The sequence below is a fragment of the Roseibium sp. genome (assembly GCF_050301095.1).
Classification (GTDB): Bacteria; Pseudomonadota; Alphaproteobacteria; order Rhizobiales; family Stappiaceae; genus Roseibium.
Genome location: NZ_JBNKYW010000267.1, coordinates 101,131 through 125,501, shown reverse-complemented (window position 1 = coordinate 125,501; position 24,371 = coordinate 101,131). Strand labels below are relative to the sequence as shown.

The following is a 24,371-nucleotide window of genomic DNA, read 5'->3' as shown; positions in this document are numbered from 1 at the left end:
AAACTTTGTTTACAAAATAAAGGAAATTTTTTTCCGAGGATTGTCAACATCTTATGACTTCACTAGATCAGGTTGGATCTGAGCGGCACGTGGAGGTTTTGATGAGCGACTCGCCGGAGCAGACGATCGTGTCCGCTATTGTCAGCGCGGTGTCGGAGCAGCGCCTTCCGCCAGGTGCCAAGCTTGGGGAGCAGGAGCTGAGTGAAGTCTTCTCCTGCAACCGGGCGAACGTGCGCCGGGCCCTGGCAACTCTTGCCGCGCTACGGATCGTGGAACTGCGCCCGAACCGCGGTGCCTTTGTCAGCTCGCCGACACCCAAGGAGGCGAAGGATGTGTTCCAGGCGCGGCGGGCGCTTGAGCGCACTATCGCCCGTCAGGCTGCCCTCAACGTAAAACCGGCTGATATCGAAGAGCTGCGCCGGGATGTTGCGGAAGAACACCGAGCCCATGCCGACGGCAACCAGCCGCTTGCGCTGCGCCTGTCTCGCGAATTTCATCTGAAGATTGCCCGCATTGCCGGAAATTCCGTGTTGGAGGAGTTTCTTCGGGAGCTCACGATGCGGACAACGCTGATCATCAGTCTCTATTCGAAGGATCAGAACAAGAGCTGCGCCGAAGACGAACATGCAGTGATTGTCGACACGCTCGAGGCCGGCGATGCCGAGCTTCTGGTGCAGCGCATGGACGAGCATCTCAGGCACATTGAGGCAGGCATCAGCTTCAAGACCAGAAAAGAGCCTGTCTCCAACTTGCGGAACCAGCTTCTGGCGTGAGGCCTTGCGCAGCCCGTTGTCTGCATCGGAAGGTCGCGAGGGTGCTGGTGTAATCTGAGGCGGATGCAGCCTGCCTCTGTACTTTGGGCCTGGCTCTTTCATGAATATCACTGGCCGAAGGATTTCACGCTCAAGCACAAGCTGATGCTTGGTGACGTTATGTCGACGCTTTTGTCCTGGGGCATTGCGGTCTTGTCGGTGATTGGGGGCGCGATTGCCGCAACACGCAAATTTTTCGTTGGCGGCCGCGCTGCCGCCGTCGTGTTCTGGTTGACGGTCAGCATTGTGCTGACGCTGACAACGCCATATGTCCCGAAAACTTGTTTTCAGGATATCGCTGGCGGTTATTCGTGCGACACGCGGGATTTGGTTTTCAAGTTCCTGGTCATGCTCGTATCGCTGGGCTATCTCGCGATACCGGGACTGGTGATCGGAACCAGATTTTCACGCAAGCGGTATCGGCCGTTGATCAGGTAATCACCCTGTCGACGTTTCCAAAGGCAAAGTTTCAAGCCCGTTTCTGCTTCTCTGCCGCTCGATGGGCTCTGCCAAATTCATTCCAACAAACCGCCTGCTCTGTACAAGAGCGGCGTATCCGGACAAATCCGTGTCGGATTTGAACTCCGCTCTTGCCAATGGCTGCGAAACCATATAAAGATATCTTTATATCGACATCGATGGTTGAGCGCATGACAGACGAACCGATCCTTTCCGTTGACGAAACCCTTGCCGCCCTCAGGGCGGTTGGCGAGGCGACCCGTCTGCGGCTGATTGCCCTGCTGGCTGAGAGCGAGCTGACGGTGAAGGATGCGACGGCCATTCTGGGCCAGAGCCAGCCGCGCATTTCCCGCCATCTGAAACTCCTTGCCGAAGCTGATCTCATCCAGAGGTTTCCGGAAGGTTCCTGGGTCTACTATCGTCTGGCCGACGGTCCGGAAGGGGAACTTGCCCGCGCGCTTGTCGACCGCATCTCGAAGGACGATCCGGTCCTGGCGGCCGATCAGGAGCGCTTCCGGGCGATCCGCAAGGCCAAGGCTGAAGAAGCTGCCGCCTATTTCGCCGCCCGCGCTCTGACATGGGACCAGGAGCGGTCGCTGCATGTGTCCGAAGAGGATGTCGAAGCGGCCATGCGCAAGGCGCTGGGGGGCAAACCGTTCCATTCCTTCCTTGACCTTGGAACGGGAACCGGCAGGCTTCTGGAGGTCTTCGCAAGCCAGTACACTTCCGCGCTCGGCATCGATGCCTCGCACGACATGCTCGCGGTCGCCCGCGCCAACCTTGCCAAGTCCGGTCTTGCCAATGCGCAGGTCCGTCATGGCGACGTCTATGCGCTCAATGTGCCACCGCGCTCCTTCGATTTGGTCGCCATTCACCAGGTGCTGCACTTCCTGGAAGAACCGGCCCGCGCATTGGCGGAAGCCGCCCGGGCGCTGCGCCCCGGCGGACGCCTGCTGGTGATCGACTTTGCTCCGCATGAGCTGGAATTCCTGCGCGACAAGCATGCGCACCGCCGGCTCGGATTTTCCCATGACCAGATGGAACGCTGGCTGGAAGCTCTTGATCTCGATCTGGAACAGGTCACCGACCTGGTTCCGTCCGAAGACACCGACAACAACCTAACCGTTACGCTGTGGCTTGCCCGTGACCGCCGGATTGTTACCGATCTGCCGGCACGCGACACGTCCCGAGAGGTCGCCTGACATGACTGCCAATTCCTCCCGCCGGTCCCATTCCGCCGCTTCCTCGCCGATCACGGCCTCTTTCGAGTTCTTCCCGCCGAAATCCGACAAGATGGCGGAAACGCTCTGGAACACCGTGCAGCGCCTGGAGCCTTTGAGCCCCTCCATGGTCTCAGTGACCTATGGCGCGGGCGGGTCGACCCGCGAGCGGACGCACAGGACCGTTGAACGGATCCTGAAGGAAACCGATCTGGCTCCGGCTGCGCATCTGACCTGCGTCGGGGCGTCCACGGATGAAGTCGATGCGATCGTGAAAGACTACTGGGATCTGGGCGTGCGCCATCTGGTGGCGCTGCGCGGTGATCCGCTCACCGGCATCGGTTCGCGCTACGTGCCGCATGAAAACGGCTATGCCTATGCCTCCGACCTTGTGGCGGGTGTGAAGAACATCGCCAATTTCGACATTTCCGTTTCCGGCTATCCGGAAAAGCATCCGGAAAGCGGAAGCTGGCAGAGCGAGATCGACAACCTGAAACGCAAAGTGGACGCGGGCGCGGACCGGATCATCACCCAGTACTTCTTCGACAACGACCTGTTCGATGACTACCTGGACCGGATCGCTGCTGCCGGGATCAATATCCCGGTCATTCCCGGCATCCTGCCGATCCACAATTTCGAACAGACGATGGTGTTTTCGGCCAAATGCGGCACATCGATCCCGCAGTGGCTCGCCCGGCGCTTCGCGGGCCTGACAAACGATCCGGAAACGCGCAAACTGGTCGGTGTCTCGATCGCCTGCGAACAGGTCATGGATCTGGTGGACCGTGGGATCAACGATTTCCACTTCTACACCATGAACCGTGCGGACCTGACCTATGCCATCTGCCACATGCTCGGCATGGGCCGGCCCCAGCCGGAAGATCTGGCTGCCTGACCGGGTGATTGGATGAAGTCTGTTGCCGAGCTGCCCGGCCGATGACGCCTGGCCTCGGCAACGGTTTCACCCGGAAGAAAAGGAAGGGTGTTAGACATGGCAAGTATCAGCACGACCAACAACGTGGTCTCGGCCGCGCATTCCCTGTTAAGGCAACTGGGTTTCAACCTGCGTGCCATCGACAGGGGCGAGGGCAGGATCGTGCTCGTCGCGCAGAACGACGAACACGAAATCCAGGGCAGCTCGGCAATAGAGATCCTCGGCCTTCTCACCGTCTATCAGGCGCGGGATGGCGATTTCAGCAGCAGCGGCGACGCGGATAGCGAGCGCATCAAGGTATGGGATGCCTTCGACGAGATCGCCGGCTCCGAAAGCTGAGACACCCCTGTTCCGAACCAAACGAATTTGCACCGGCGTCAGCCTGCTCAACCACAAAAGACATTTCCGGAAGGACCCTCCCGTGATCAAGTCAGACGCTTTCGAGCGCCTTCGCGACCTCGCCAAGACCCGCATCCTCGTGCTCGACGGGGCCATGGGTACAGAGATCCAGCTGCTCAGGCTGGATGAGGCCGCCTATCGCGGGGCGCGGTTCGCCGATTGGCCGCGTGACGTCAAGGGCAACAACGACCTCCTTAGCCTGACCCAGCCGGACGCCATCCGGAAGATCCATGTCGACTACCTGAAGGCAGGCGCCGACATTATCGAGACCAACACCTTCTCCTCCACCACCATTGCCCAGGCCGATTACGGCATGGAGGAACTGGCCTATGAGCTGAACTTCGAAAGTGCGAAGCTCGCCCGAGAGGCCTGCGATCTGGTCACGGCCGAAGATCCGTCCCGCCCGCGCTTCGTGGCCGGCGCCCTCGGCCCGACCAACCGGACCGCGTCGATTTCCCCCGACGTGAACAATCCCGGCTACCGCGCTGTTTCCTTTGACGATCTGAGGATCTCCTACGCGGAAGCGGCGCGCGGACTGATCGTGGGTGGCGCCGATATTCTGCTGGTCGAGACCATCTTCGACACCCTCAACGCCAAGGCGGCGCTGTTTGCCATCGACGAAGTGTTCGAGGAAACCGGCAAGATCCTTCCCGTGATGATCTCCGGGACAATCACCGATCTCTCGGGCCGCACCCTTTCCGGCCAGACGCCGGAAGCCTTCTGGAATTCCGTCCGCCACACCAATCCGCTCACCATCGGCCTCAATTGCGCCCTTGGCGCCAAGGAAATGCGCGCCCATGTCGACGAGCTCGGCCGGGTTGCCGACACGCTTGTGTGCGCCTACCCGAACGCGGGCCTGCCGAACGAATTCGGGGAATATGACGAGAGCCCGGAACATATGGCGGGCCTCATCGAGGAATTTGCCTCCGCCGGACTGGTGAACATGGTCGGCGGCTGCTGCGGCACGACGCCTGCTCATATCCGGGCGATTGCCGAAGCTGTTGCGGACAAGAAACCGCGCGAGATCCCGGTGATCGAAACGCATATGCGTTTGTCCGGGCTTGAGCCGTTTGTGATCACCAGGGAAACCAACTTCGTCAACGTCGGCGAGCGTACCAACGTCACCGGTTCGGCCCGTTTCCGCAAGCTGATCAAGGAAGGCGATTACGGCACCGCACTGGACGTCGCCCGCCAGCAGGTGGAAAACGGTGCCCAGATCATCGACATCAACATGGACGAAGGCCTTCTGGATTCCGAAGAGGCCATGGTCACCTTCCTCAACCTTGTGGCTGCCGAGCCGGATATCGCCAGGGTTCCGGTGATGATCGACAGTTCCAAGTGGACCGTCATCGAGGCCGGCCTCAAGTGTATCCAGGGCAAGGGCGTGGTGAACTCCATTTCGATGAAGGAAGGCGAGGAAGAGTTCATCAAGCATGCCAGGCTCGTGCGCCGCTACGGCGCGGCGGTCGTGGTCATGGCGTTCGACGAAAAGGGGCAGGCGGACACTTTCGAGCGCAAGACCGAAATTTGCGCGCGCTCTTACAAGATTCTGACCGAGAAGGTGGGCTTCCCGCCGGAAGACATCATCTTCGATCCGAACATCTTTGCGGTCGCGACCGGCATCGAGGAACACAACAACTACGGTGTCGACTTCATTGAGGCGACGGGCTGGATCCGCGAAAACCTGCCGCACGCCCATGTTTCCGGCGGGGTATCGAACCTGTCGTTCTCCTTCCGCGGCAACGAGGCCGTGCGCGAGGCGATGCACTCGGTGTTCCTCTATCACGCCATCCAGCGCGGCATGGACATGGGCATCGTCAACGCCGGTCAGCTCGCCGTCTATCACGATCTCGACACGGAACTGCGCGAGCTTTGCGAGGACGTTGTGCTGAACCGCCGCGACGATGCGACGGACCGCATGCTGGAAGCCTCCGAACGCTGGAAAGGCGAGGGCGGAAAGAAACGGGAAGCCGATCTCACCTGGCGTACCTGGGGTGTCGCCAAGCGGCTGGAGCATGCGCTCGTCCACGGCATCGACGATTATGTCGTCGAGGATACGGAGGAAGCCCGTCAGGCCTTCGACCGACCACTGCACGTGATCGAAGGTCCGCTGATGGACGGCATGAATGTTGTCGGCGATCTCTTCGGCTCCGGCCAGATGTTCCTGCCGCAGGTGGTGAAGTCCGCCCGCGTCATGAAGAAGGCCGTCGCCTATCTGATGCCCTTCATGGAGAAGGAAAAGGAAGAGCAAGGCCTCACCGGCCAGTCGTCGGCCGGCAAGATCCTGATGGCGACGGTGAAGGGCGATGTGCACGACATCGGCAAGAACATCGTCGGCGTCGTGCTTCAGTGCAACAACTTCGAGGTGATCGACCTCGGCGTGATGGTGCCTGCCGCCAAGATCCTGGAAACGGCCAAGCAAGAAAAGGTGGACATGATCGGGCTTTCCGGCCTGATCACGCCGTCGCTCGATGAAATGTGCCATGTCGCTGCCGAACTGGAGCGTGAGGGCCTGGATGTGCCCTTGCTGATCGGCGGGGCAACCACGTCCAAGATCCACACGGCGGTCAAGATCCACCCGAACTACGAACGCGGGCAGGCGATCTATGTCACCGATGCCGGCCGGGCGGTCGGTGTGGCTTCCAAGCTGATGAGCGAAGGCGGCCGCACGCCCTATTTTGCCGAAGTCCGCTCCGAGTATGCCGATATTGCAGAAAAACATGCGGCAAGCCGGGGCAGCCAGCAGCGCACGCCGATTGCTGCGGCCCGTCAGAACGCCTTCAAGTGCGATTTTTCGGGTCACCCGCCGGTTGCGCCGAAAAAGCCGGGACGGACCGTCTTCGATGACTTCCCGCTGGAAGAGCTGGTGCCGGTGATCGACTGGACGCCGTTCTTCGCCACCTGGGAGATCAAGGGCCGGTATCCGCAGGTCCTGACGGACAACCGTTACGGCCCGGCGGCCAAGGCGCTCTACGACGACGCGCGGCGTATGCTCGACGAGATCGTGGAGAAAAAGCTCCTGACCGCGCGCGGCGTTGCCGCGCTCTGGCCGGCCAATGCCGTCGGCGACGACATCCGGCTCTTCACGGATGAAGGCCGGAGCGAAACGCTCGGCACGTTCCATACGCTGCGCCAGCAAATGGCAAGGACCACCGGTGGCCGCGCCAATGTTGCCCTCAGCGATTTCGTGGCGCCGCTGGAAAGCGGCCTCAGCGACTGGATCGGCGGATTTGCCGTGACCTCGGGCCATGGCGAGAACGAGCTGGCCGCTCGTTATGCGCGGGAAGGGGACGATTACAACAAGATCCTGTCCCAGGCCCTGGCCGACCGGCTGGCGGAGGCCTTTGCCGAAAAGCTGCATCAGATCGTACGCAAGGACCTGTGGGGCTATGCCGCCGACGAAACGCTGTCGGTCGAAGACCTGATCTCCGAAAGCTATCAGGGCATCCGGCCGGCGCCCGGCTATCCGGCCCAGCCGGACCACACGGAAAAGGATACGCTGTTCCGGCTTCTGGACGCGGAGCGCCTGACCGGCATTCAACTCACCGAAAGCCGGGCGATGCTGCCGGGGTCTTCGGTCTCCGGGCTTTATTTCGGTCATGCGGACAGCCACTATTTTGGCGTCGGCAAGATCGAAAAGGACCAGGTGGCGGATTACGCCGTCCGCAAGGGCTGGGATCTGGCCTATGCCGAACGCTGGCTCGCCCCGATCCTGAACTACGATCCGGCCCGGATGGAAGCGGCCGAATAAACCAGGCTTCGTCTTCGGACGTTCCGGAACAAAGGGCCTCCCGCCTTGTCATGGCGGGAGGCCCTTTATTTTTGCACGCATTAACCAAACCCGGAAGAATGAGATTAAATTTGCGATATGCACCCAGTGCGCTCTTGAAAAGTGCACAATGTGCGCTATCCTTCAATCATAAGGAGCGAGGCGCTGAAGTTTCTCTCTCGCCAAAGGAGAATTCGAATGACTGTGCACACGGCAAGGATTTTTCTCGTCAGGCACCGCCAGGACTACAACCGGGACCGGCTTCCCTGGCTCCCCGCAAGGCTGTACCGCAGCTTCAGGGAAGCTTTCCCGAGCCTTCAGGAACGCAATCGCGCTTTCTGAAATCCGGGCCAAGCCCGATACGGCCCCAACAAAAAGCAGATACCTTCAAATAGACGTGCGGAATGCCCCTAACGTCTACCCACTTCACTACAAAACCCGGCTTCGGCCGGGTTTTTTGCGTTTGTCCCTCTTGTGGGACCGCCCCCTGAGCTGGTGAACTCCGGCCGCACAGGAACCCGCCTTCGCGAATACCCTCATCCTGAGGAGGGCCAATGGCCCGTCTCGAAGGATGATGATGTCGGGACAAGGCAAATCGGCTTCAAGCGGCGGGGAAAAGCTTCTTCAGTTCGGCTTCCCCCATGGGCGAGATATGCACGATCCGGCTGTCCTTTTCCCGCCGGAGCCAGTTCCGTTCCATGAAGCTGTCAAGCAGCGCGGCGCCAAGGCCGCCGGCCAGATGGTTGCGCCGCTCGCTCCAGTCGAGACAGGGGCGGCATAGCGGACGGCGGCTCGACGAAAGGGCTTCCAGGTCGATGCCGATCCCGGTGACGAATTCGATGCCTTCTCCTGTCAGGGCAAGACCGCCCTTGTCCGAGGAGACCGTCAGAAAACCGCGAGCTTGCAGGCTGTCAAAGATCCTGACCGCCATGTCACCGGCCAGATGGTCATAGCAGACACGGGCGGCCCGCATTTGCGGATCCCTGGGGCCTGTGCGCGTGCGCAGGTGACCCTTGCGGGCGGCGAGACCCATGAGGGCTTCCAGCACCGCGCCTACCTCCGGACCGGCGAGCGTGAAATAGCGGTGACGGCCCTGCTTGGCCTGGGCCAGCAATCCGCCTTCCATGAGCTTTTTCAGATGTGAACTGGCTGTCGGACCGGTAATGCCCGCCTCGGTTGCCAGTTCGCTCGCCGTCAATGCCTTGCCGCTCAGGAGCGCACTCAGGATGTTGGCACGGGCCGGGTCGCCGATCAGCGATCCGATCCGCGCAATGTCTGGCCCGTCTTTCATTGGGTATCTTCCATCAGGTAACTTCCATGGTTCGATCTGCATCGAAGCATTGTTGTCGCGGAGCATGGCACAGAGAAGGCCGCAAGGCTACTGACAGACAGTTGACAAGGACCAGACATGATTACCTGTTTCATCCGATACCACATCGACCCGACAAAACGCGCGGCCTTCGAACAATATGCACGCAACTGGGGGCGGGCGATTCCCCGCTGCGGAGCGGATCTGATCGGTTATTTCGCACCACATGAAGGCTCCACGACCCTTGCCTATGGGGTTTATTCCATCGAAAACCTGGCCGCATACGAAGCTTACCGCGCGCGGCTCGCCGCCGATCCCATCGGGCAGGAGAACTATACTTTCGCCCAATCTGAGAAATTCATCTTGCGGGAAGACCGCACCTTCCTGAAACTGGCCTCCGCACCGCATGCCATGGGAGAAAGTGTCAGATGATTGCCGTGATTTTCGAAGTCATTCCGCATGCGGACAAGAAGCAGAACTATCTCGACATGGCCGCGGAAATGCGGCCTTTGGTCGAACAGATCGACGGCTTCATTTCCGTCGAGCGTTTCCAGAGCATCACCAATCCGGAAAAGCTGCTGTCCCTTTCCTTCTTCCGCGACGAGGACGCCCTGAACGAATGGCGCCGGCTGACACAGCACCGCAAGGCCCAAAAGGCGGGGCGGGGCAGCTATTTCAAGGACTACCGCCTGCGGGTCGCCCATGTGATGCGGGACTACGGCATGGACGAACGGGATGAGGCTCCGGACGACAGCCGTGAGCTGCACGGATAGGGCGCGATCTGATTTTTATGCAAAACCGGACATTCGAATTCGCGCTCCTGGGCTGCCTCGCTTTCCTGTGGGGCTCCTCCTACATGTGGATCGGCCTGGCGCTGCCGACCATTCCGCCCGCAACGCTGATTGCGATCCGGGTTGCATCGGCCTCCGCCGTGCTTCTGGCGGTCCTGGGGCTGCGGGGCATTTCCTTGCCAAAGGACGGCCACAGCTGGCGGCTGTTCTTCATCCAGTCACTCGTCAACAGCACCGGCCCCTGGCTGCTGCTGGCCTGGGGGCAGCAATACGCAGGGACAGCGGTTTCCAGCGTACTCAATTCCACCTCGCCGCTCTGGGTTTTCGTTATCTCGACGGTGTTTCTGGGCAGCGGTGAGCGTCCCGGCCCGCGGCAGCTGGCGGGGGCGCTTGCCGGGTTTGCAGGGATCGTGCTGATCGTCGGCGTCGGAGCTCTTCAGGATATCGGCCGGAACCTGGTGCCTCAGCTCGCGGTCTTTTTCAGTGCGGCGCTCTATGGAATTGCCGCTCTCAGGGGACGCCACCTGACCGAATACCCGCCGATCGTGACAGCCACCGGAACACTCATCTGTGCCAGCCTCGTGCTGGTGCCCCTGAGCCTGATCGCCGACCGGCCCTGGACCCTTTCTCCAAGCCTTGGAGGACTTGGGGCCGCGGTGGTGCTCGGGATCGTCTGTACGGCGCTGGCCTTCCTGATCTACTTCCGGCTGCTGACAACGCTCGGAGCCCTCGGAACGGCAAGCCAGGCATACCTCCGCTCCGGCGTCGGCGTGTTTCTCGGTGTGGTATTCCTGTCGGAACGGCTGGACCTTGAAACTTTTGCCGGGATTTGCCTTGCCATTTTCGGGGTGGTTCTGATCAACTGGCCACAGGCACGCAAGCCGCAAGCAAGTGTTCGAACAAGCGAGGAGAGGTCATGAGCGTTCTGACCGTCTATGAGGCAGGGTCCCGGCCCTCGAGGCGCGCCAATCCGGACTATTTCTCCGGCACGGTCTGGCAGGAACCCGTGATCGAGGCACCTCCGCCGGCCCGTGTCCGGGCGCTCAAGGTCACCTTCGAGCCGGGAGCGAGAACCCACTGGCATACGCACCCGCTCGGCCAGACCCTGCAGGTTCTGGACGGTGCGGGTTTTGTGCATGTGTGGGGGCAGGACAAACTTTCGATCCTTCCCGGCGATGTCGTCTGGATCCCGCCGGGCGTAAAGCATTGGCACGGGGCGGGACCGGACACCGCGCTCGTTCATCTGGCCATCCAGGAAGCGCTGAACGGTTCGGTTGCAGACTGGCTGGAGCCGGTGGATGAGGCGACCTATGCCGGGAAGCTGCAATCCCGGCGGTGAACCGGGGCCGGAAAACCTGCGGAGCGTTCAACCGCCGACCGGCAGGCGGACTTCCGCTTCGAGGCCATGATCGGGCAGGTTCTTCAGCGTGATCGTGCCGCCGTGAGCGTGGATGATGGAGCGGGTGATCGCCAACCCCAAACCGATGCCGCCCGTCTCCTCGTTTCGGGATTCCTCCAGCCGAACAAAAGGTTCGAAAACGTCCTTCAGGCGATCCTCGGGAATGCCCGGTCCCTTGTCGCGGATCCGGATGGCGACCTCGCCGGCGGAAAGGGCGGCGGATATGGAAACTGAATCGCCATAACGAATTGCGTTTTCGACGAGGTTTCTGAAGGCGCGCTTGAGCGCCACCGGACGGCAGGGCAACACGATCTTTTCATCGAGCTGCAGCGAACAGTCGTTCCCCATGTCCTGCTGATCGCTCGCAATTGCCTCCAGGATCGCGCCGAGATCGGCGTTTTCGGCCCGTTCCGCCTGAGATTCGTCGCGGGCAAAGCGCAGGGCGGCCTCTGTCATGGCCGCCATTTCCTCAAGCGTCTCGATCATCTTCTCGCGGTTTTCATCATCTTCGATAAACTCGGCGCGCAGCCGTAGCGATGTGATCGGCGTTCTGAGGTCGTGACTGATGGCGGCCAGCATGCGGGTGCGGTCGCGCACGAAGCGGGTCAGCCGATTCTGCATCTCGTTGAAGGCGGTCGTCAGTGCCCGCACTTCCCTGGGACCGCTGGGCTGGAGCGGTTCAAGATCCTCGCCCCGACCCAGTTTTTCGGCGGAAACGGCGAGGTTTTTCAAAGGGCGTGTCACCCGGCGGACGGCAAGCGCGATAATGGCCGCTGCCGCCAGCGCGGTCAGTGCCAGTTGCACCAGCAGCGGCAGAAACGCGCCGGGGGGCGGGCGGTAACTGGTGGCGACGTTCAGCCAGCGCCCGTCGGACATTGGGATCGACAGGGAGAGATCTTCCGCCCGGTTCAGGATCTTGCGCAGGTTCCTGGGCCGTTCATCCCTTGGGACGGAATGCCAGTGCCTGTCGTCGTCATGGTGTTCGGACCACTCGCGCGGACCCCGTCTTTCGTCCGAGTGAAGGTTTAGATGGGCTTTTTTGCCACCCCCGAGGCGGTCGTTGAGAAAACCCTGCAGACGGCGTTCGAATCGCGATTCTCCCGGTTCGGGCGCCAGCGGCGTGGTTCCCAGCCAGAAGACCGCGAAGCGGCTGCTGCTGGCTTCCAGAATACGGGTTTGCAGGGGAGGGGGCGTGTCCTCCAGAAGACCGGCCACCGACACCGCGCGCTGCAGAAGATTGTCGCGGGCAACGGCGACCAGCGCGATGCGACGTTCGTCGTGAAAAATCCAGATGCTGAAGGCCTGCGCCGCGATGATGGCCGCCAGCAGCAGCAGGATAAGCTGCGAGGCCAGCGATTGCGGCCAGAGGCGGCCAAGAACGGCTCGGGTGCGGTCGGCAAGCTTCATTCGGCCTGATCTTTCACATCGGCGGTAAACATGTAGCCGCCGCCCCAGACCGTCTTGATCATCTTCGGATCTTTCGGGTCCGCTTCGATCTTACGGCGCAGGCGCGAGACCTGGTTGTCGATGGACCGGTCGAAGACGGCAGGCGTCCGTCCGGTGGTCAGGTCCAGCAACTGATCCCGGTTCAGCACCATGTTCGGCCGCTTCAGAAAGGCGCACAGCAGCTGAAACTCGCCGCTGGAAAGGGCGACGGCGGTCCCGTCCGGATCAGTCAGATCGCGCCGGGATACATTCAGCGTCCAGCCGTCGAAATGCAGCATGTCCTGCTCAATCGGGTCACGCTCCTTCGGCACCTGCGACGTGCGGCGCAGGACCGCGCGGATACGGGCCAGCAGCTCGCGCGGATTGAACGGCTTGGTGACATAGTCGTCCGCGCCGATTTCCAGGCCGATCACCCGGTCGGTGTCATCTGCCATGGCTGTCAGGAGGATGACGGGCAGGGAGTCTGTTTCCACAAGATGGCGGCAGAGCGACAGACCGTCCTCGCCGGGCATCATGATGTCCAGCACGACGAGATCGACGGACGCCGCCTTCAGGGCCTTGCGGGCATGGGCGGCGCTTTCCGCCGTCGTCGCGCGCAGGCCGTTCTTGACGAGGTAGCGGGCGAGGGTCTCGCGGATGTCGCGGTGGTCATCCACCACCAGGATGTGCGGGCTCGGATCGCTCACGCCAGTCTCCACTCTTGCCGGCCGGGACTCGCATCGCCTGTAACAGCCGGGAACATTCTGTTTCGTTTACAAAAATAGTACCGGAGAGCAACCGGCGCGAACGGAACTTGTAACAAAGTGTGTCGGCAAGGCCCAGCGGGACACACAGTGACAATTCCGGCGCTGGCCACTGGTATTCCTGCGACAATTGCCACCTACCTTCATCTCATCAACGAACCAAGGAGTTGTTGGAATGAAACCGTTCAAGACAATTGCAATTGCCGCCCTGGCTGCCGGCGTCGCGGGAACCGCGCTGACGGCCGGCCTCACCGCCTCGGCCCAGGACGGGCCTGCAAACGGGGACGGGGGGCAACAAGTTCAACAGAAACCGGGCTTTCAGGTCGCGCAAATGGGCGGACCGGGTTTTGGCCCAGGCTTCGGACCAGGTGGCGGCCGTCACGCGGAGCGCCTTTTTGAACGTTTCGACGTCAATGAAGACGGTGTGATCACCGAAGCGGAAATGGACGAGGTCCGGACAACCCATTTTTCTGAGACCGACAAGGACGGCAACGGCGAGATCAGCCTGGAGGAGTTCAAGGCCGAATTCCTGACCCGCTCCAACGACCGAATGGTTCGCGCCTTTCAGTTTCTTGACCGGGACGGCGACGGAACCGTGACCGCCGAGGAAGCCGACTTTGCCGCGAACCGGATGTTCAACCGTCTGGACCGGGACGGCAACGGTACGGTTGAGCGTGTTCGCGGTCCGCGCGGCATGATGGGCCAGGGCAGTGACGACGAGCGTGGACCGCGCGGTATGATGCGCCACGGCGACGACGACGATGACCGTGGACCGCGCGGTATGATGCGCCAGGGCGACGACGACGATGACCGGGGACCGCGTGGCATGATGGGTCGGGGGCACGGTAATGACGATAACGACCGGGGACCGCGTGGTGGCCAGCGGGGTGAACGTGGTGGCCATGGTCCGCGCGGTTGGCAACACGCGGAACGCGGCGAGCACGGGCCGCATGGAATGCACCCCGGCCGGGGTGGCCACGGACGGATGTTCCTTGAAATGTTCGATACAGACGCTGACGGCAAAGTGACGCGCGAGGAATTCGACGCCAGGCGGACCGAGTTGTTCGCCCTGGCCGACACCGACGGCAGCGGCTCCTTCACGCTGGCGGACTTCGGCCCCCTTTGGCTGGCGGTCAATGAAAGCCGCATCGTTCATATGTTCCAGCGTGCCGACGCCGATGGCAGCCTTGGCATAACCGCGGAAGAAGCCGAAAAGCACATGGACCGGATGATGGACCACGCCGACCGCAACCGGGATGGAGTCATCACCGAGGCCGATTTCAAACACGGAAAACGTGGCTGGAAACACAAGGGCTGGGGCAAGCATCACCGCGGTTGATGGTCTGCCGATGCATATGAAGTGACAGTTGAAGCAGATTTCCGGTCCTGACCCACAGTTTGGGCCGGATAGAGAAAGGGAGCCGTGCCCGCTACGGCTCCCTTTTTGCGTCTGTAGCATGGCGCGGCAACGGATTTTTGCCGATACAACCGGAGAAACTGCCGTTACAGGAATCTCAAGATTTTCCGGCAATAGTCGCCATGGTAATTGTGAGGGGACTGTTATGGCCAAACCGGGATTGAAAGATTTTGTGTCCGCGAAGATCGTTGACGGTCGTGTCACTGAAGACGACGTCATCACTCTGCGCCGTTACATTTATGGCGACATGGCGGTTTCCCTCGAGGAGGGGGCAGCGCTTTTCCGGCTGAACAACGCCGACTTGAACTATGCGGACACCTGGTACGAACTGTTCCCCGAAGCGATCGGTGACATTCTGGTCCACCAGGCTGTTCCGGAAGGCTATGTATCGGAGGAAAACGCCGACTGGCTTATCGAGCAGGTGACCGCCGACGGTCACATCTGTACCCGCACCGAACTCGATGCAGTCCTGCATGTTCTGGAAAAAGCGAAACAGGCTCCGGAACGTCTGCAGCATTTCGCGCTTCGTGCTGTCGCGAATTCGGTTATTTCCGGTGAAGGCGCAACCCGGTCCGGCGCAGAGTTGAAACCCTGCGTCATCGCAGACGGCGAAGTCGAGCTGCTTCGCAGGGTCCTCTATGCAGGCTCCGGCAGCCGCGGTATCGCGATTTCCAAAGACGAGGCGGAAGTCCTGTTCGATCTGAACGATGCGACCGTCGAAGCTGAAAACGCCCCTTCCTGGTCGGAGCTGTTTGCCAAGGCGGTTGCGAACTACCTGATGGCGATGTCCGGTTTCACACCGCCTTCCCGCGACGTGGCGCTTGCCCGCGAGGACTGGCTGAACCAGCCGGGTGGCTTTGACGGTGGGCTTGGCGGCTTCTTCAGGAAGATGTTCAGCGGTGGTATCGGTGGGGTGCGCGATGTTTATGAGGAACGGGATCCGTTTGCCGAACGGGGAGCGGCCATGGCCGCTGAAATTGCCGCCAATGAGGTGGTGACGGAAGACGAAGCCAGCTGGCTGGTGAACCGGATCGGCCGAGACGGCATTCTTCACGAAAACGAAAAGGCACTGCTTCGTTTCATCCGCGAGGAAAGCCCGAACATCCATCCCGCGCTTCAGCCACTGATGGAAAAGATCGGCTGACGGGAACCTCCGTCCATCCGGTCCAGCCAACGGTAATCCGCCGGCGATTGTCAGTACAAGTCTGCAGCTTTTCGCATGCCCCGTTGAATCGTCATCGCACATCGTTAAATGAAACAGGGTTTCAGTCCCGAAAAGCGATTGCGAAAGGAGCATCTCCATGGGCATCGGAGTTTTCCGGTTGAGGGTGCCTGCCGTTGCGGGAACACCCGTTTCGAGATCTCGTCCGCTCCGCTGATCACGAGCGCCTGCCATTGCCGTGGCTGCCAGCGCATGAGCTCAAGCGCCTATTCCCTGACGGCGATCATGCCGGCACCGGCGTTCAAGGTGGTGGCTGGAAATCCGGTGAAGGGCGGGGCGCAAGGACCGGATGCGAACCATTATTTCTGCCCCGACTGCAAGACCTGGATGTTCACGCGCATTCCGGGCTTCGACCAGATCGTCAATGTGCGTTCCACGCTGCTCGACGATCTGAGCTGGACCGAGCCGTACATGGAGACCATGACCTCGGAAAAACTGCCCTGGGCGCGGACACCGGCCAAACGCAGTTACGAGAAGTTTCCGGAAATGGATGAATTCCAGGGGCTTATGGCCGACTTCGCCAAAGAGGAAAGCGCCTAGGTTTTATCTCGTGCCTGCGCGGTTGACCCGGTAATTGCGCAAAAACTGCACAAGTCCTGACATGGGTCTGCGCTTGTGCACGTCATCAAGGGGCCATGAAACGTCAGGCCCCTTTTTCCTTGTCCGCGGCGGGTTTTGCGCTTGCCTCTCTCATATTGGCCTATGAACCGCTTTGCTGGCTCATCGGCTCCTGGATCGATCCGTCCTACGCCTCGACCGGTGCGGTCTATCTCTTTGCCATTGCGGCATTGCTGGTCTGGTCGCTGACCAGTTCCGCTGAACGCTCTTCTTGCCACAGCAGTACGCTGGCTGTCCTGCTGTTGGCCACTTCCGCCCTGATGCGTCTTGCGGCCCAGGTGCTGGCGGTCAATGTGATCGGCGGGGTTGCGCTCGCGCTCGACGTCTTCGCACTTGCAACGCTGCTTCGAACCGGCGAGCGGAAGCGCCCGGTGTCGCCTTTCTGGCTGTCGGTCCTGTTCCTGTTCACGCTGCCGGTCGAGCGTATCGTACAGCGGCTGCTCGGATACCCGCTGCAGGAAATTTCAGCCAAGCTTTCCTGCGCCGGGCTCGGTCTTGTTTTTCCAGACCTGTCCTGTTCCGGCATTCGGATCGAATTGTCCGGCCGCGATGTTCTGGTGGACTTGCCCTGTTCCGGAACGTCCGGGTTGATGCTGGCGCTCGCCTTCACGGTGATCCTGAGCGCGGTCTATCGGCCGAGGTTTTCAACGGCAACGCTCTGGATATTCCTGACACTCGTTTTTGGCATCCTGGGAAACGCTCTGCGCATCGGCCTCATCGCCATCGGGCTTGCGCATCCCGATTATGCGTTCGGCACCGATGTCATGGCGGAGCCGGTCCACAGCCTCATAGGGTACCTGACGCTTTTCTTTTCCCTGTTGCCGGTGCTTGTTTTCTACCGCCCGAACTCCGCCCGGAAGCGCCTGGAAGTGAGGTATCTTTCCTTTCGGCAGGTCTCGCGGCGCGACCGGAACATGGCGGCACTGGTTTTTGTATCTCTGGCGCTGATCATCGTCACGCTGCCACGGCAGGCACTTGACGTGTCCTCTGCCGCCGAACCGGCACCATTACCCCTTTCACTGGCCGGCGAGGCAGGCGTCAAGGAAGAGCTGCTGCCGATCGAAGAGCGCTACTTCCGGCAGTTTGGCGGGCATGCCCGCAAGCGGCGCTACGGGCCCATGGCGCTGACACTGGTCCAGACCACATCCCCCCTGCGCCATCTCCATGCACCGGACGATTGCCTGCGCGGCCTCGGCTATGACGTCGACTTCCTCGGAACGCGCTTCACCCCGGTGCCGACAGCGCTCTATCGCGCTCGCGCAAAGACCGGCGAAGCCTGGCAGGTAGCCGTCACGTTCGTTTCAGACCGGGGAGACGTCACCCACAATATCGCCGAAGCGATCTGGCTGTGGCTGCGAATGCCGGGAACCTCCTGGACCAGCATTCAGCGCATCACTCCATGGAGCCTTGCGGAGCACGACCGGACGGCTTTCGAAGCCGCCACGCTGGCCGCGCTCGACCTTTCACCAAACCCAGCACCGGAAGGAGAAATCCGATGAAAGTCCTTGTCCGTCTGCCCGCAGTCTGTTTGTCAGCGGCAATAACCGCCGCCGCCACGTTAATGGTTCCCGCGCAGGCCAAAACACCGGATGTGGAGGATCTGTCCGGCACAGTCCTGGCCAGGGTTGATGGCCGCGATATTCGCCTGCCGCTTCTGAAGGCCGACTATGAAGTCGCGATCGAAGGCGATGTTGCCCATGTCTCCGTGACCCAGACGTTTTTCAATCCGGCGCCCGATCCCCTGCACGCCACATATCTGTTTCCCCTGAACCAGAAAGCAGCGGTCCACGCCATGCGCATGGATCTGGCAGGAAGGACAATCGTTGCCCGTATCAGGGAGAAAAGCGAGGCCAAGGCGGTTTTCGAGAAAGCGAAATCCGAAGGCAAGGCTGCCTCGCTTCTGACCCAGCATCGGCCGAACATGTTCACACAGGATATTGCCAACCTGCTGCCGGGACAGAAGGTGAAAATCACGCTCGACTACGTGCAGAACGTACCGAAGATCGATGGTGCCTACGAACTGGTCGTGCCGATGGTGGTCGGCCCCCGCTATGACGGCCCCCAAAAACAAGACGGCGGGGTTGTTGTTGCTCAGGCTCGCGGGGAGGATCCTGAAACCGGTGCTACCGCACGGATTGCACCGGATGCGGATGCCGTCTCGGGATCGCTGGTAGACAGGCTTCCGGACTACCCGAAAGTCATCGGCCAGGACGCTCCGGCCGGGATCGACGAGAACCGGGTGTCGCTTGCCTTGTCGCTTCAGTCTCCCATCCCGGTTTCAGCCGTCTGGAGCGACACCCATTCCCTCGCCATCGACGGCAACGAGAGAAAAAAGTCCATACGGTTCCGGGAAGGCCGGGAGGTCGACAATCGCGATTTCGTGCTGCGCTATGAACTGGCCTCGGAAAAACATGTTGCCGCAGGCGTGACCTCTTTTTTCGATGTCGAGAATGGTGGTTACCTGTCGTTGATGATCGAGCCGCCGAAGCTGCCCGCCGAGGACATGATCGGCCAAAGGGAAATGGTCTTCGTTCTCGACACCTCCGGCTCCATGAGCGGATTACCGATGGCAGCTAGCAAAACCTTTATGAAGGCGGCCATCAAGGCGCTGAGGCCGGACGATTATGTCCGCATCCTGCGCTTCTCCGACAATTCCTCCCAGTTCGCCTCACGTCCGGTTCTGGCAACGGAAAAGAACAAGAGGGCCGCCCTCGACTTTGTTGCCGGACTGAGTGCCGGCGGGGGCACGGAAATGAATGATGCCATAAACGCCGCCTTTGACATGCCGCAGCCAGACAACACCACCCGGATCGTGGTCTTTCTCACCGACGGTTATATCGGCTTTGAACGGACAGTTATCCAGACCGTCAATCAGCGTATCGGCAATGCCCGCATCTACGCTTTCGGCGTCGGCGATGCCGTCAACAGGTTCCTGCTCGACGCAATTGCCAAGGAGGGAAGAGGGTATGCCCGGTACGTGCCGGTGGGTGGGGATGCGCATGAGGTCGCAGAGAGTCTGGCGGCGAAGCTGAAATCACCGCTTCTGACCGATATTTCCATCGACTGGAACGGTCTTGCGGTGACGGACCCGGCGCCGGCAAGAATTCCGGATCTCTTTGAGGGCGGTGCCGTGCGGGTTCTGGGCCGCTACCGGACTGGCGGCAAGCACCGGATTCATGTTGTCGGCAAGGTCAATGGACGGACAGCCAGGATGCCGCTGGATATCGATCTTGCTGCCGAGAAACAGGATCTTGCAGAAGCGCCGAATGCCCTTCCGCTGATCTGGGCCAGGGAGCAGATCTTCGACAAGAACCGGGCCTATACGATCGGCGGCAGCGAAGATGAAACCCTACGCCGGGAGATCACGCAGCTTGGCCTGGCCTATTCGCTGCAATCGCGGTTCACCTCCTTCGTGGCGGTATCGGAAAGCCGGGTGAACGACGACCCGGCCTCGACAAGGCACAGGAACATTCCCCTGCCGCAGGTCTCCAACGTTTCCGGCAACGCCTATCCTTCGCTCAACCTCAGCGGCAGTTCCGCACCGGAACCTGAAGGTATTTTCGGACTTTTGATGGTTCTCATGGCTCTGGCTGCGCGGTTCCGCAGGGCCATTGCCGGGTATGTCCGTCTTGTCCGGACGAGGATTGCCGGGTTCTTCGCGGTTTCGACGGCAAGCAGGACGGTTGAGACCGACCGCTCGCTGCCTAAAGCCCTGCGCAAGGACGGCTGGTGGCTGGAAACGTGATGCGGCCTCAGTTAAAGCTTACCCTTTCACGATCAGGACTTTCAGGAATATGCCCTTGCAGAACAAAACCATTCTTGTCGTTGACGACGATCCGCATATTCGGGACGTGATCTGTTTCGCCCTCCAAAAGGCCTCCTATCCTTTCGAGACCGCGACCAACGGCAAGGAGGCGATCGACAAGGCGCATCTGTTTCAGCCCGCCCTGATCGTGCTCGACATAGGCCTGCCGGAGATGGACGGTCTCGATGTATGCCGGTATCTGCGCCGGTCTTCCGACGTGCCGATCCTGTTCCTGTCGGCACGTGACGACGAGATCGACCGGATTGTCGGCCTGGAGCTCGGGGCGGACGATTATGTGACCAAACCCTTCAGCCCGCGCGAGCTGATCGCGCGGGTGGGGGCCATTCTCAAACGCTTTGGGGCTTTGCAGGCGCCTGCCGCTCAAACCGAGCCATCGGCTTTGAGTTTTGGCGTTCTGACCCTGGAAAAGGACCAGCGTTTGGTGTCCGTCAAGGACGATGCCGTGACACTGACCGCAATTGAATTCGACATTCTGGCGACGCTTCTGGCGCGCCCGAAAATCGTCTTCACCCGTGAGAAGATCCTGGACAGCGCCTACAAGGACAACATCCACGTGTCCGACCGCACTATCGACAGCCACATCCGCAACATCCGCGCCAAGCTCGGGGCGGCCGGTTGCATTGATGCCATCGAAACCGTGCACGGCGTGGGGTTCCGGCTGGGGGCCTGCGAAGGCGATATCAATTGAAACTGTTGTCCCGTTCCTTCCGTGACCGATGGCGCCCGCCGCTCAGCCTTGTGGTGGCGCTGGTGCTTGGCATCATGCTGCTGGTGCCGCTGGCCGGGATTGCCTTCTTCCGGGTTTACGAGAACCAGTTGATCGAGACGACCGAGGCCGAGCTGATTGCCCAGTCGGCCGCGATTGCCGCCATTGCAGCGGAGAGGCTTGAGGAGGCCGGCGTCCGAAGTCTGCCCCTTGGAAACACGATCGACGGACCTTTGCAACGGTCCTACAACGGCAGCCCGGCGGATCGATATGTGACGGGCAACTGGACCCCGATCCTGACCACGCTGGATCTCAACAAAACGCCCATCCTGCCCGGGCGTCCGGCGGCTGAAGCTGCGCAGATCGAACCGCACCCTGCCTATTTCGACGTTGGCAGGCAACTCGATCCTATTCTTCTGAAGACCCAGAAGCTTACGCTGGCGGGGTTCCGGATTCTTGATTTCAATGGCGCGGTGATTGCCGGCAGGCAGGACGTCGGTCTGTCTCTTGCACATGTCAATGAGGTTCGGGAAGCTCTGGCGGGGCACTATGCCAGCGCCTTGCGGGAACGGGTGATCGACAATCCCCAGCCGATCTATTCGATCAGCCGCGGTACAAGCGTTCGCGTTTTTGTCGCCTTGCCGATTATCGTGGGCGACAGGGTCGCGGGCGTCGTTTACGCTTCGCGCACACCCAGCAACATCCTGAAGGAGCTTTTTCTCAAAAGGGAAGCCTTGTTCTGGGTGGTTGCCTTTGTGCTCGGGGCAACCTTTGTCGTCGGGCTGATCTTCGTCCGTGCCATTTCCGGGCCGATCAGGGCGCTGACGCAGCGCTCGCTCAAGATCGGGAACGGGGATCGCGAAGCCCTGAAACCACTTGCCATTCACGGCAACAGGGAAATTCACGCGCTTTCGGAAAGCATGCTGGAGATGTCGCGCAAGCTGTTTGAGCGCAACGATTACATCTCAACCTTCGCCAATCACGTCACCCATGAGCTGAAGACGCCGCTGACAGCGATCCAGGGTGCAGCGGAACTGCTCAAGGACAGCGATGGCGAACTGACGCGGGATGAGAGTGCGCGGTTCCTGGAAAACATTCTGAAGGACACGGAGCGGGCCTCGCTGCTCCTCAACCGGCTGCGGGATCTTGCCCGGGCCGATAGTGTCGAGATCGGCGGCAGTTGCCGCTTGTCGGAGGTCGTCGGAAGCCTGCGTGGCCGCCACGAGATCCTGGACCTGGACTGCCCGGACGATTGCAGGTTGCCGCTCTCGGCGGAAAACGCGCGGATCGTTTTTGAAAACCTGATCGACAATGCGCAAAAGCATGGAGCGGACCGGGTGGTCGTGACCGTAGCACGGCCGGAAGACGCGCTGGCCATCCGGGTGACCGACAACGGCGAAGGCGTTTCGACAGGCAATGCGGATCAGATTTTCGATCTTTTTTTCACCACCCGGCGGGAAAACGGCGGCACCGGCATGGGACTCGGGATCGTGCAGGCACTGCTCAAGGCCCACAAGGGCCGGTTACGGCTGGTTCGGGAGGTCGAAACCGGTGCCTGCTTTGAGCTGGTTTTTCCGTCCTCAGGGGCAGAGGAGTAGGGGGCTTTGCCGCCTTCATCTGCCGAATTCTCCCGCCAGGTGATCGATCAGGGCCCGGACCTTTCGGGTCAGATGACGGTTAGGCGGGTAGAGGGCATAGACGGCAAAAACGTCTGTCTGATAATCCGGCAGAACCCGTTCGAGCCGGCCGTTTTCCAGCGCCTCTTCAACGGCATAGAAGGGGGACCGGGTAATGCCGAGGCCTCCGATGGCGAGTTGGGTGAGAGCACCGGGAGAATTCGTCTGGACGGCGCCGTTCAGGCGGATGACATGTTCTTCGTCGTTAGACCTGAACCGCCAGACATTGACTTCCAACTGGTTGCTGTCGGTGAGGCAGACATGGGTGGTGAGCGCGCGGGGATGCTGTGGGCGGCCATGCCCCTCCAGATAATCCGGCGATGCGCAAAGGACGAGCGGCATGTCGACAAGCTTGCGGGCGATCAGCGTGGAATCCCGCAGGGCACCGATGCGGATCGCCAGATCGAAACCCTCCTCGACCAGCGCCACGCGGTTGTCGGTCAGCTTCATGTCGAGTTCGAGTTCCTGATGTTGCCGCAGGAACGGGGCGAGCGCCTGGGAAAGCCGCGTGCTGCCGAAACCTGTCGGTGCGGTGAGACGGATCGGGCCTGCCAGGGCGCCCTGGCGTTCGCGCACCAGCGAGTCCAGTTCATCCAGCTGCTCCAGCACCGGCCGGCAACGCTCCAGGTAGGCGGAGCCGACATCGGTCAGCGAAACGCTGCGGGTGGTGCGGTTGAAGAGCTGGGTCTGCAACTCGCTCTCCAGGTGCCGGACATATTTGCTGACGAGTTTCGTCGAGATACCGAGCCGCCGCCCCGCCGCGGTGAAGGAATTTTCCTGAGCAACGGCCATAAAGGCGCGGATGGTTTCAATCTTGTCCATGGGCGTGTGCCTTGAGAATATTTTGTCTTCAATTTGTACATAATAATTGAATGAATTGGGCGATTATTTCCAGATCGAGTTGATGACACATTGCGGGACATGGGCCGGGAACAAGAGTTCCGGTGCCACAGGAAATTTGGATCTAGAGGAAACCGCAATGTCCAAGGCCATCCGCATTCACAGCTTCCCGCTCTCCGGTCACTGCCACCGGGTCGAGCTTTTCGCCAAACTAGCCGGCATCGACCACGAAACGGTATTCGTCGATCTGGCGGCGGGCGAGCACAAGCAGGCGCCTTTCCTGAAGCTGAACCCGGCGGGCAAGGTGCCGGTGATCGAGGATGATGGAGCGGTTATTGCCGATTCCAATGCGATCCTTGTCTATCTGGCTCGCAAATACGCCCCCGACTGGCTGCCGGCCGATCCACTGGCGGAGGCCGGGGTGCAGCGGTTCCTGTCGCTTGCGGCCGGAGAAATCGCCAATGGTCCGGCTGCTGCCCGTCTCGTGACTGTCTTCGGGGCGGAGCTCGATGCGGAGCGGGCGAAGCAGACCGCAAAATCAGCATTCGATCTGCTGGAAGGGCATCTGGAAGGGCGCGACTGGCTGGTCGGCGGCAAGCCGTCCATCGCCGATGTTGCTATCTACACCTATACGGCCCATGCGCCGGAAGGAAATGTTTCCCTCGAGCCCTATCCCAACATCGTTGCGTTCCTGAAGCGCGTTGAGGGTCTTCCGGGTTTTGCGCCGATGCAGGCAACCAAGGTGGGCCTTGCCGCCTGACGAGAAACTGGCCACGGACCTGGCG

Annotated in this window: 23 protein-coding genes; 19 read left to right on the top strand and 4 right to left on the bottom strand. The window is 60.9% G+C overall.

The features are described 5' to 3' along the window. Positions 1–101 precede the first annotated feature (101 nt). The 7 genes from ACQY7U_RS23475 to ACQY7U_RS23445 all read left to right on the top strand — a co-directional run bounded on the left by ACQY7U_RS23475 (position 102) and on the right by ACQY7U_RS23445 (position 7,935). Positions 102–773: a GntR family transcriptional regulator gene (locus ACQY7U_RS23475; RefSeq protein ID WP_428650134.1), complete on the top strand. Its 672-nt coding sequence runs from the start codon at positions 102–104 to the stop codon at positions 771–773. Positions 774–836: 63 nt separating this feature from the next. Continuing rightward, the gene (locus ACQY7U_RS23470; protein WP_428650131.1) at positions 837–1,250 is read left to right on the top strand and encodes a hypothetical protein; all 414 of its coding nucleotides are present in this window, start codon (positions 837–839) and stop codon (positions 1,248–1,250) included. A 212-nt stretch (positions 1,251–1,462) separates the two neighbouring features. Further along, positions 1,463–2,473: an ArsR/SmtB family transcription factor gene (locus ACQY7U_RS23465; protein WP_428650128.1), complete on the top strand. Its 1,011-nt coding sequence runs from the start codon at positions 1,463–1,465 to the stop codon at positions 2,471–2,473. A gap of 1 nt (position 2,474) precedes the next feature. After that, positions 2,475–3,386 (top strand): methylenetetrahydrofolate reductase [NAD(P)H], encoded by a 912-nt coding sequence (gene metF, locus ACQY7U_RS23460; RefSeq protein WP_428650126.1) that lies wholly within the window; start codon positions 2,475–2,477, stop codon positions 3,384–3,386. 96 nt (positions 3,387–3,482) lie between these two features. Further along, positions 3,483–3,764 carry a hypothetical protein gene (locus tag ACQY7U_RS23455; protein ID WP_428650124.1) on the top strand — a complete coding sequence of 94 codons (282 nt, stop codon included), beginning with the start codon at positions 3,483–3,485 and terminating at the stop codon, positions 3,762–3,764. An 82-nt stretch (positions 3,765–3,846) separates the two neighbouring features. Next, positions 3,847–7,575, top strand: a complete 3,729-nt coding sequence (metH, locus tag ACQY7U_RS23450; protein WP_428650121.1) for a methionine synthase — start codon at positions 3,847–3,849, stop codon at positions 7,573–7,575. A 216-nt stretch (positions 7,576–7,791) separates the two neighbouring features. Beyond that, a complete protein-coding gene (locus tag ACQY7U_RS23445) occupies positions 7,792–7,935 on the top strand; it encodes a hypothetical protein (protein WP_428650119.1) in 144 nt (47 codons plus the stop codon). 259 nt (positions 7,936–8,194) lie between these two features. On the opposite strand, the gene ACQY7U_RS23440 is transcribed toward ACQY7U_RS23445, so the two are convergent. Further along, positions 8,195–8,884: an ArsR/SmtB family transcription factor gene (locus ACQY7U_RS23440; RefSeq protein ID WP_428650117.1), complete on the bottom strand. Its 690-nt coding sequence runs from the start codon at positions 8,882–8,884 to the stop codon at positions 8,195–8,197. A 117-nt stretch (positions 8,885–9,001) separates the two neighbouring features. Between ACQY7U_RS23440 and ACQY7U_RS23435 the strand changes: the two genes are divergently transcribed. Genes ACQY7U_RS23435 through ACQY7U_RS23420 form a run of 4 tightly spaced genes read left to right on the top strand, consistent with a single transcriptional unit; the run spans position 9,002 to position 11,032 of the window. Then, complete coding sequence (locus tag ACQY7U_RS23435) at positions 9,002–9,334, top strand: NIPSNAP family protein (protein WP_428650114.1); 333 nt, start codon at positions 9,002–9,004, stop codon at positions 9,332–9,334. Continuing rightward, the gene (locus tag ACQY7U_RS23430; protein WP_428650113.1) at positions 9,331–9,675 is read left to right on the top strand and encodes an antibiotic biosynthesis monooxygenase family protein; all 345 of its coding nucleotides are present in this window, start codon (positions 9,331–9,333) and stop codon (positions 9,673–9,675) included. Before ACQY7U_RS23435 ends, ACQY7U_RS23430 begins: the two co-directional genes overlap by 4 nt. Before the next feature lie 17 nt (positions 9,676–9,692). Next, positions 9,693–10,613 (top strand): DMT family transporter, encoded by a 921-nt coding sequence (locus tag ACQY7U_RS23425; protein WP_428650111.1) that lies wholly within the window; start codon positions 9,693–9,695, stop codon positions 10,611–10,613. Continuing rightward, complete coding sequence (locus tag ACQY7U_RS23420) at positions 10,610–11,032, top strand: (R)-mandelonitrile lyase (RefSeq protein ID WP_428650108.1); 423 nt, start codon at positions 10,610–10,612, stop codon at positions 11,030–11,032. Before ACQY7U_RS23425 ends, ACQY7U_RS23420 begins: the two co-directional genes overlap by 4 nt. 27 nt (positions 11,033–11,059) lie before the next feature. Here ACQY7U_RS23420 and ACQY7U_RS23415 read toward each other — a convergent pair whose 3' ends face one another. Both ACQY7U_RS23415 and ACQY7U_RS23410 read right to left on the bottom strand, forming a co-directional pair. Next, positions 11,060–12,499, bottom strand: a complete 1,440-nt coding sequence (locus ACQY7U_RS23415; RefSeq protein WP_428650105.1) for an ATP-binding protein — start codon at positions 12,497–12,499, stop codon at positions 11,060–11,062. After that, on the bottom strand, positions 12,496–13,224 hold the full coding sequence (locus tag ACQY7U_RS23410) for a response regulator (protein WP_428650102.1): 729 nt from the start codon (positions 13,222–13,224) through the stop codon (positions 12,496–12,498). Before ACQY7U_RS23410 ends, ACQY7U_RS23415 begins: the two co-directional genes overlap by 4 nt. A 232-nt stretch (positions 13,225–13,456) precedes the next feature. Between ACQY7U_RS23410 and ACQY7U_RS23405 the strand changes: the two genes are divergently transcribed. From ACQY7U_RS23405 to ACQY7U_RS23375, 7 genes are all read left to right on the top strand, one after another. Next, positions 13,457–14,620, top strand: a complete 1,164-nt coding sequence (locus ACQY7U_RS23405) for an EF-hand domain-containing protein (RefSeq protein ID WP_428650099.1) — start codon at positions 13,457–13,459, stop codon at positions 14,618–14,620. Between the two features lie 223 nt (positions 14,621–14,843). Next, positions 14,844–15,842 carry a hypothetical protein gene (locus tag ACQY7U_RS23400; RefSeq protein ID WP_428650097.1) on the top strand — a complete coding sequence of 333 codons (999 nt, stop codon included), beginning with the start codon at positions 14,844–14,846 and terminating at the stop codon, positions 15,840–15,842. Between the two features lie 108 nt (positions 15,843–15,950). Beyond that, on the top strand, positions 15,951–16,460 hold the full coding sequence (locus ACQY7U_RS23395) for a GFA family protein (protein ID WP_428650095.1): 510 nt from the start codon (positions 15,951–15,953) through the stop codon (positions 16,458–16,460). A 95-nt stretch (positions 16,461–16,555) separates the two neighbouring features. Further along, entirely contained in the window at positions 16,556–18,037 is a 1,482-nt protein-coding gene (xrtT, locus tag ACQY7U_RS23390; RefSeq protein ID WP_428650092.1) for an exosortase T, read from the top strand. After that, positions 18,034–20,283: a VIT and vWA domain-containing protein gene (locus ACQY7U_RS23385; RefSeq protein WP_428650089.1), complete on the top strand. Its 2,250-nt coding sequence runs from the start codon at positions 18,034–18,036 to the stop codon at positions 20,281–20,283. Before xrtT ends, ACQY7U_RS23385 begins: the two co-directional genes overlap by 4 nt. A 55-nt stretch (positions 20,284–20,338) precedes the next feature. Next, positions 20,339–21,052, top strand: a complete 714-nt coding sequence (locus tag ACQY7U_RS23380) for a response regulator (protein WP_428650087.1) — start codon at positions 20,339–20,341, stop codon at positions 21,050–21,052. Further along, positions 21,049–22,668, top strand: a complete 1,620-nt coding sequence (locus ACQY7U_RS23375) for a HAMP domain-containing sensor histidine kinase (protein ID WP_428650084.1) — start codon at positions 21,049–21,051, stop codon at positions 22,666–22,668. The genes ACQY7U_RS23380 and ACQY7U_RS23375 overlap by 4 nt, the downstream gene beginning before the upstream one ends. Positions 22,669–22,683: 15 nt before the next feature. Here the strand turns inward: ACQY7U_RS23375 and ACQY7U_RS23370 are convergent, their stop codons facing one another. After that, on the bottom strand, positions 22,684–23,568 hold the full coding sequence (locus ACQY7U_RS23370) for a LysR substrate-binding domain-containing protein (RefSeq protein ID WP_428650081.1): 885 nt from the start codon (positions 23,566–23,568) through the stop codon (positions 22,684–22,686). 169 nt (positions 23,569–23,737) lie between these two features. Between ACQY7U_RS23370 and ACQY7U_RS23365 the strand changes: the two genes are divergently transcribed. Further along, positions 23,738–24,346, top strand: a complete 609-nt coding sequence (locus ACQY7U_RS23365) for a glutathione S-transferase family protein (RefSeq protein ID WP_428650237.1) — start codon at positions 23,738–23,740, stop codon at positions 24,344–24,346. Positions 24,347–24,371 lie beyond the last annotated feature (25 nt).

What these genes read in the sequence shown, in the direction of transcription:
- ACQY7U_RS23440 (WP_428650117.1), bottom strand. Translation starts at nt 8,884, where the DNA reads ATGAAAGACGGGCCAGACATTGCGCGGATCGGATCGCTGATCGGCGAC.
- ACQY7U_RS23385 (WP_428650089.1), top strand. Translation starts at nt 18,034, where the DNA reads ATGAAAGTCCTTGTCCGTCTGCCCGCAGTCTGTTTGTCAGCGGCAATA.
- ACQY7U_RS23430 (WP_428650113.1), top strand. Translation starts at nt 9,331, where the DNA reads ATGATTGCCGTGATTTTCGAAGTCATTCCGCATGCGGACAAGAAGCAG.
- ACQY7U_RS23400 (WP_428650097.1), top strand. Translation starts at nt 14,844, where the DNA reads ATGGCCAAACCGGGATTGAAAGATTTTGTGTCCGCGAAGATCGTTGAC.
- ACQY7U_RS23475 (WP_428650134.1), top strand. Translation starts at nt 102, where the DNA reads ATGAGCGACTCGCCGGAGCAGACGATCGTGTCCGCTATTGTCAGCGCG.
- ACQY7U_RS23395 (WP_428650095.1), top strand. Translation starts at nt 15,951, where the DNA reads ATGAAACAGGGTTTCAGTCCCGAAAAGCGATTGCGAAAGGAGCATCTC.
- xrtT (WP_428650092.1), top strand. Translation starts at nt 16,556, where the DNA reads ATGAAACGTCAGGCCCCTTTTTCCTTGTCCGCGGCGGGTTTTGCGCTT.
- ACQY7U_RS23470 (WP_428650131.1), top strand. Translation starts at nt 837, where the DNA reads ATGCAGCCTGCCTCTGTACTTTGGGCCTGGCTCTTTCATGAATATCAC.
- ACQY7U_RS23425 (WP_428650111.1), top strand. Translation starts at nt 9,693, where the DNA reads ATGCAAAACCGGACATTCGAATTCGCGCTCCTGGGCTGCCTCGCTTTC.
- ACQY7U_RS23455 (WP_428650124.1), top strand. Translation starts at nt 3,483, where the DNA reads ATGGCAAGTATCAGCACGACCAACAACGTGGTCTCGGCCGCGCATTCC.
- ACQY7U_RS23420 (WP_428650108.1), top strand. Translation starts at nt 10,610, where the DNA reads ATGAGCGTTCTGACCGTCTATGAGGCAGGGTCCCGGCCCTCGAGGCGC.
- ACQY7U_RS23445 (WP_428650119.1), top strand. Translation starts at nt 7,792, where the DNA reads ATGACTGTGCACACGGCAAGGATTTTTCTCGTCAGGCACCGCCAGGAC.
- ACQY7U_RS23465 (WP_428650128.1), top strand. Translation starts at nt 1,463, where the DNA reads ATGACAGACGAACCGATCCTTTCCGTTGACGAAACCCTTGCCGCCCTC.
- metF (WP_428650126.1), top strand. Translation starts at nt 2,475, where the DNA reads ATGACTGCCAATTCCTCCCGCCGGTCCCATTCCGCCGCTTCCTCGCCG.
- ACQY7U_RS23435 (WP_428650114.1), top strand. Translation starts at nt 9,002, where the DNA reads ATGATTACCTGTTTCATCCGATACCACATCGACCCGACAAAACGCGCG.
- ACQY7U_RS23370 (WP_428650081.1), bottom strand. Translation starts at nt 23,568, where the DNA reads ATGGACAAGATTGAAACCATCCGCGCCTTTATGGCCGTTGCTCAGGAA.
- ACQY7U_RS23405 (WP_428650099.1), top strand. Translation starts at nt 13,457, where the DNA reads ATGAAACCGTTCAAGACAATTGCAATTGCCGCCCTGGCTGCCGGCGTC.
- ACQY7U_RS23415 (WP_428650105.1), bottom strand. Translation starts at nt 12,499, where the DNA reads ATGAAGCTTGCCGACCGCACCCGAGCCGTTCTTGGCCGCCTCTGGCCG.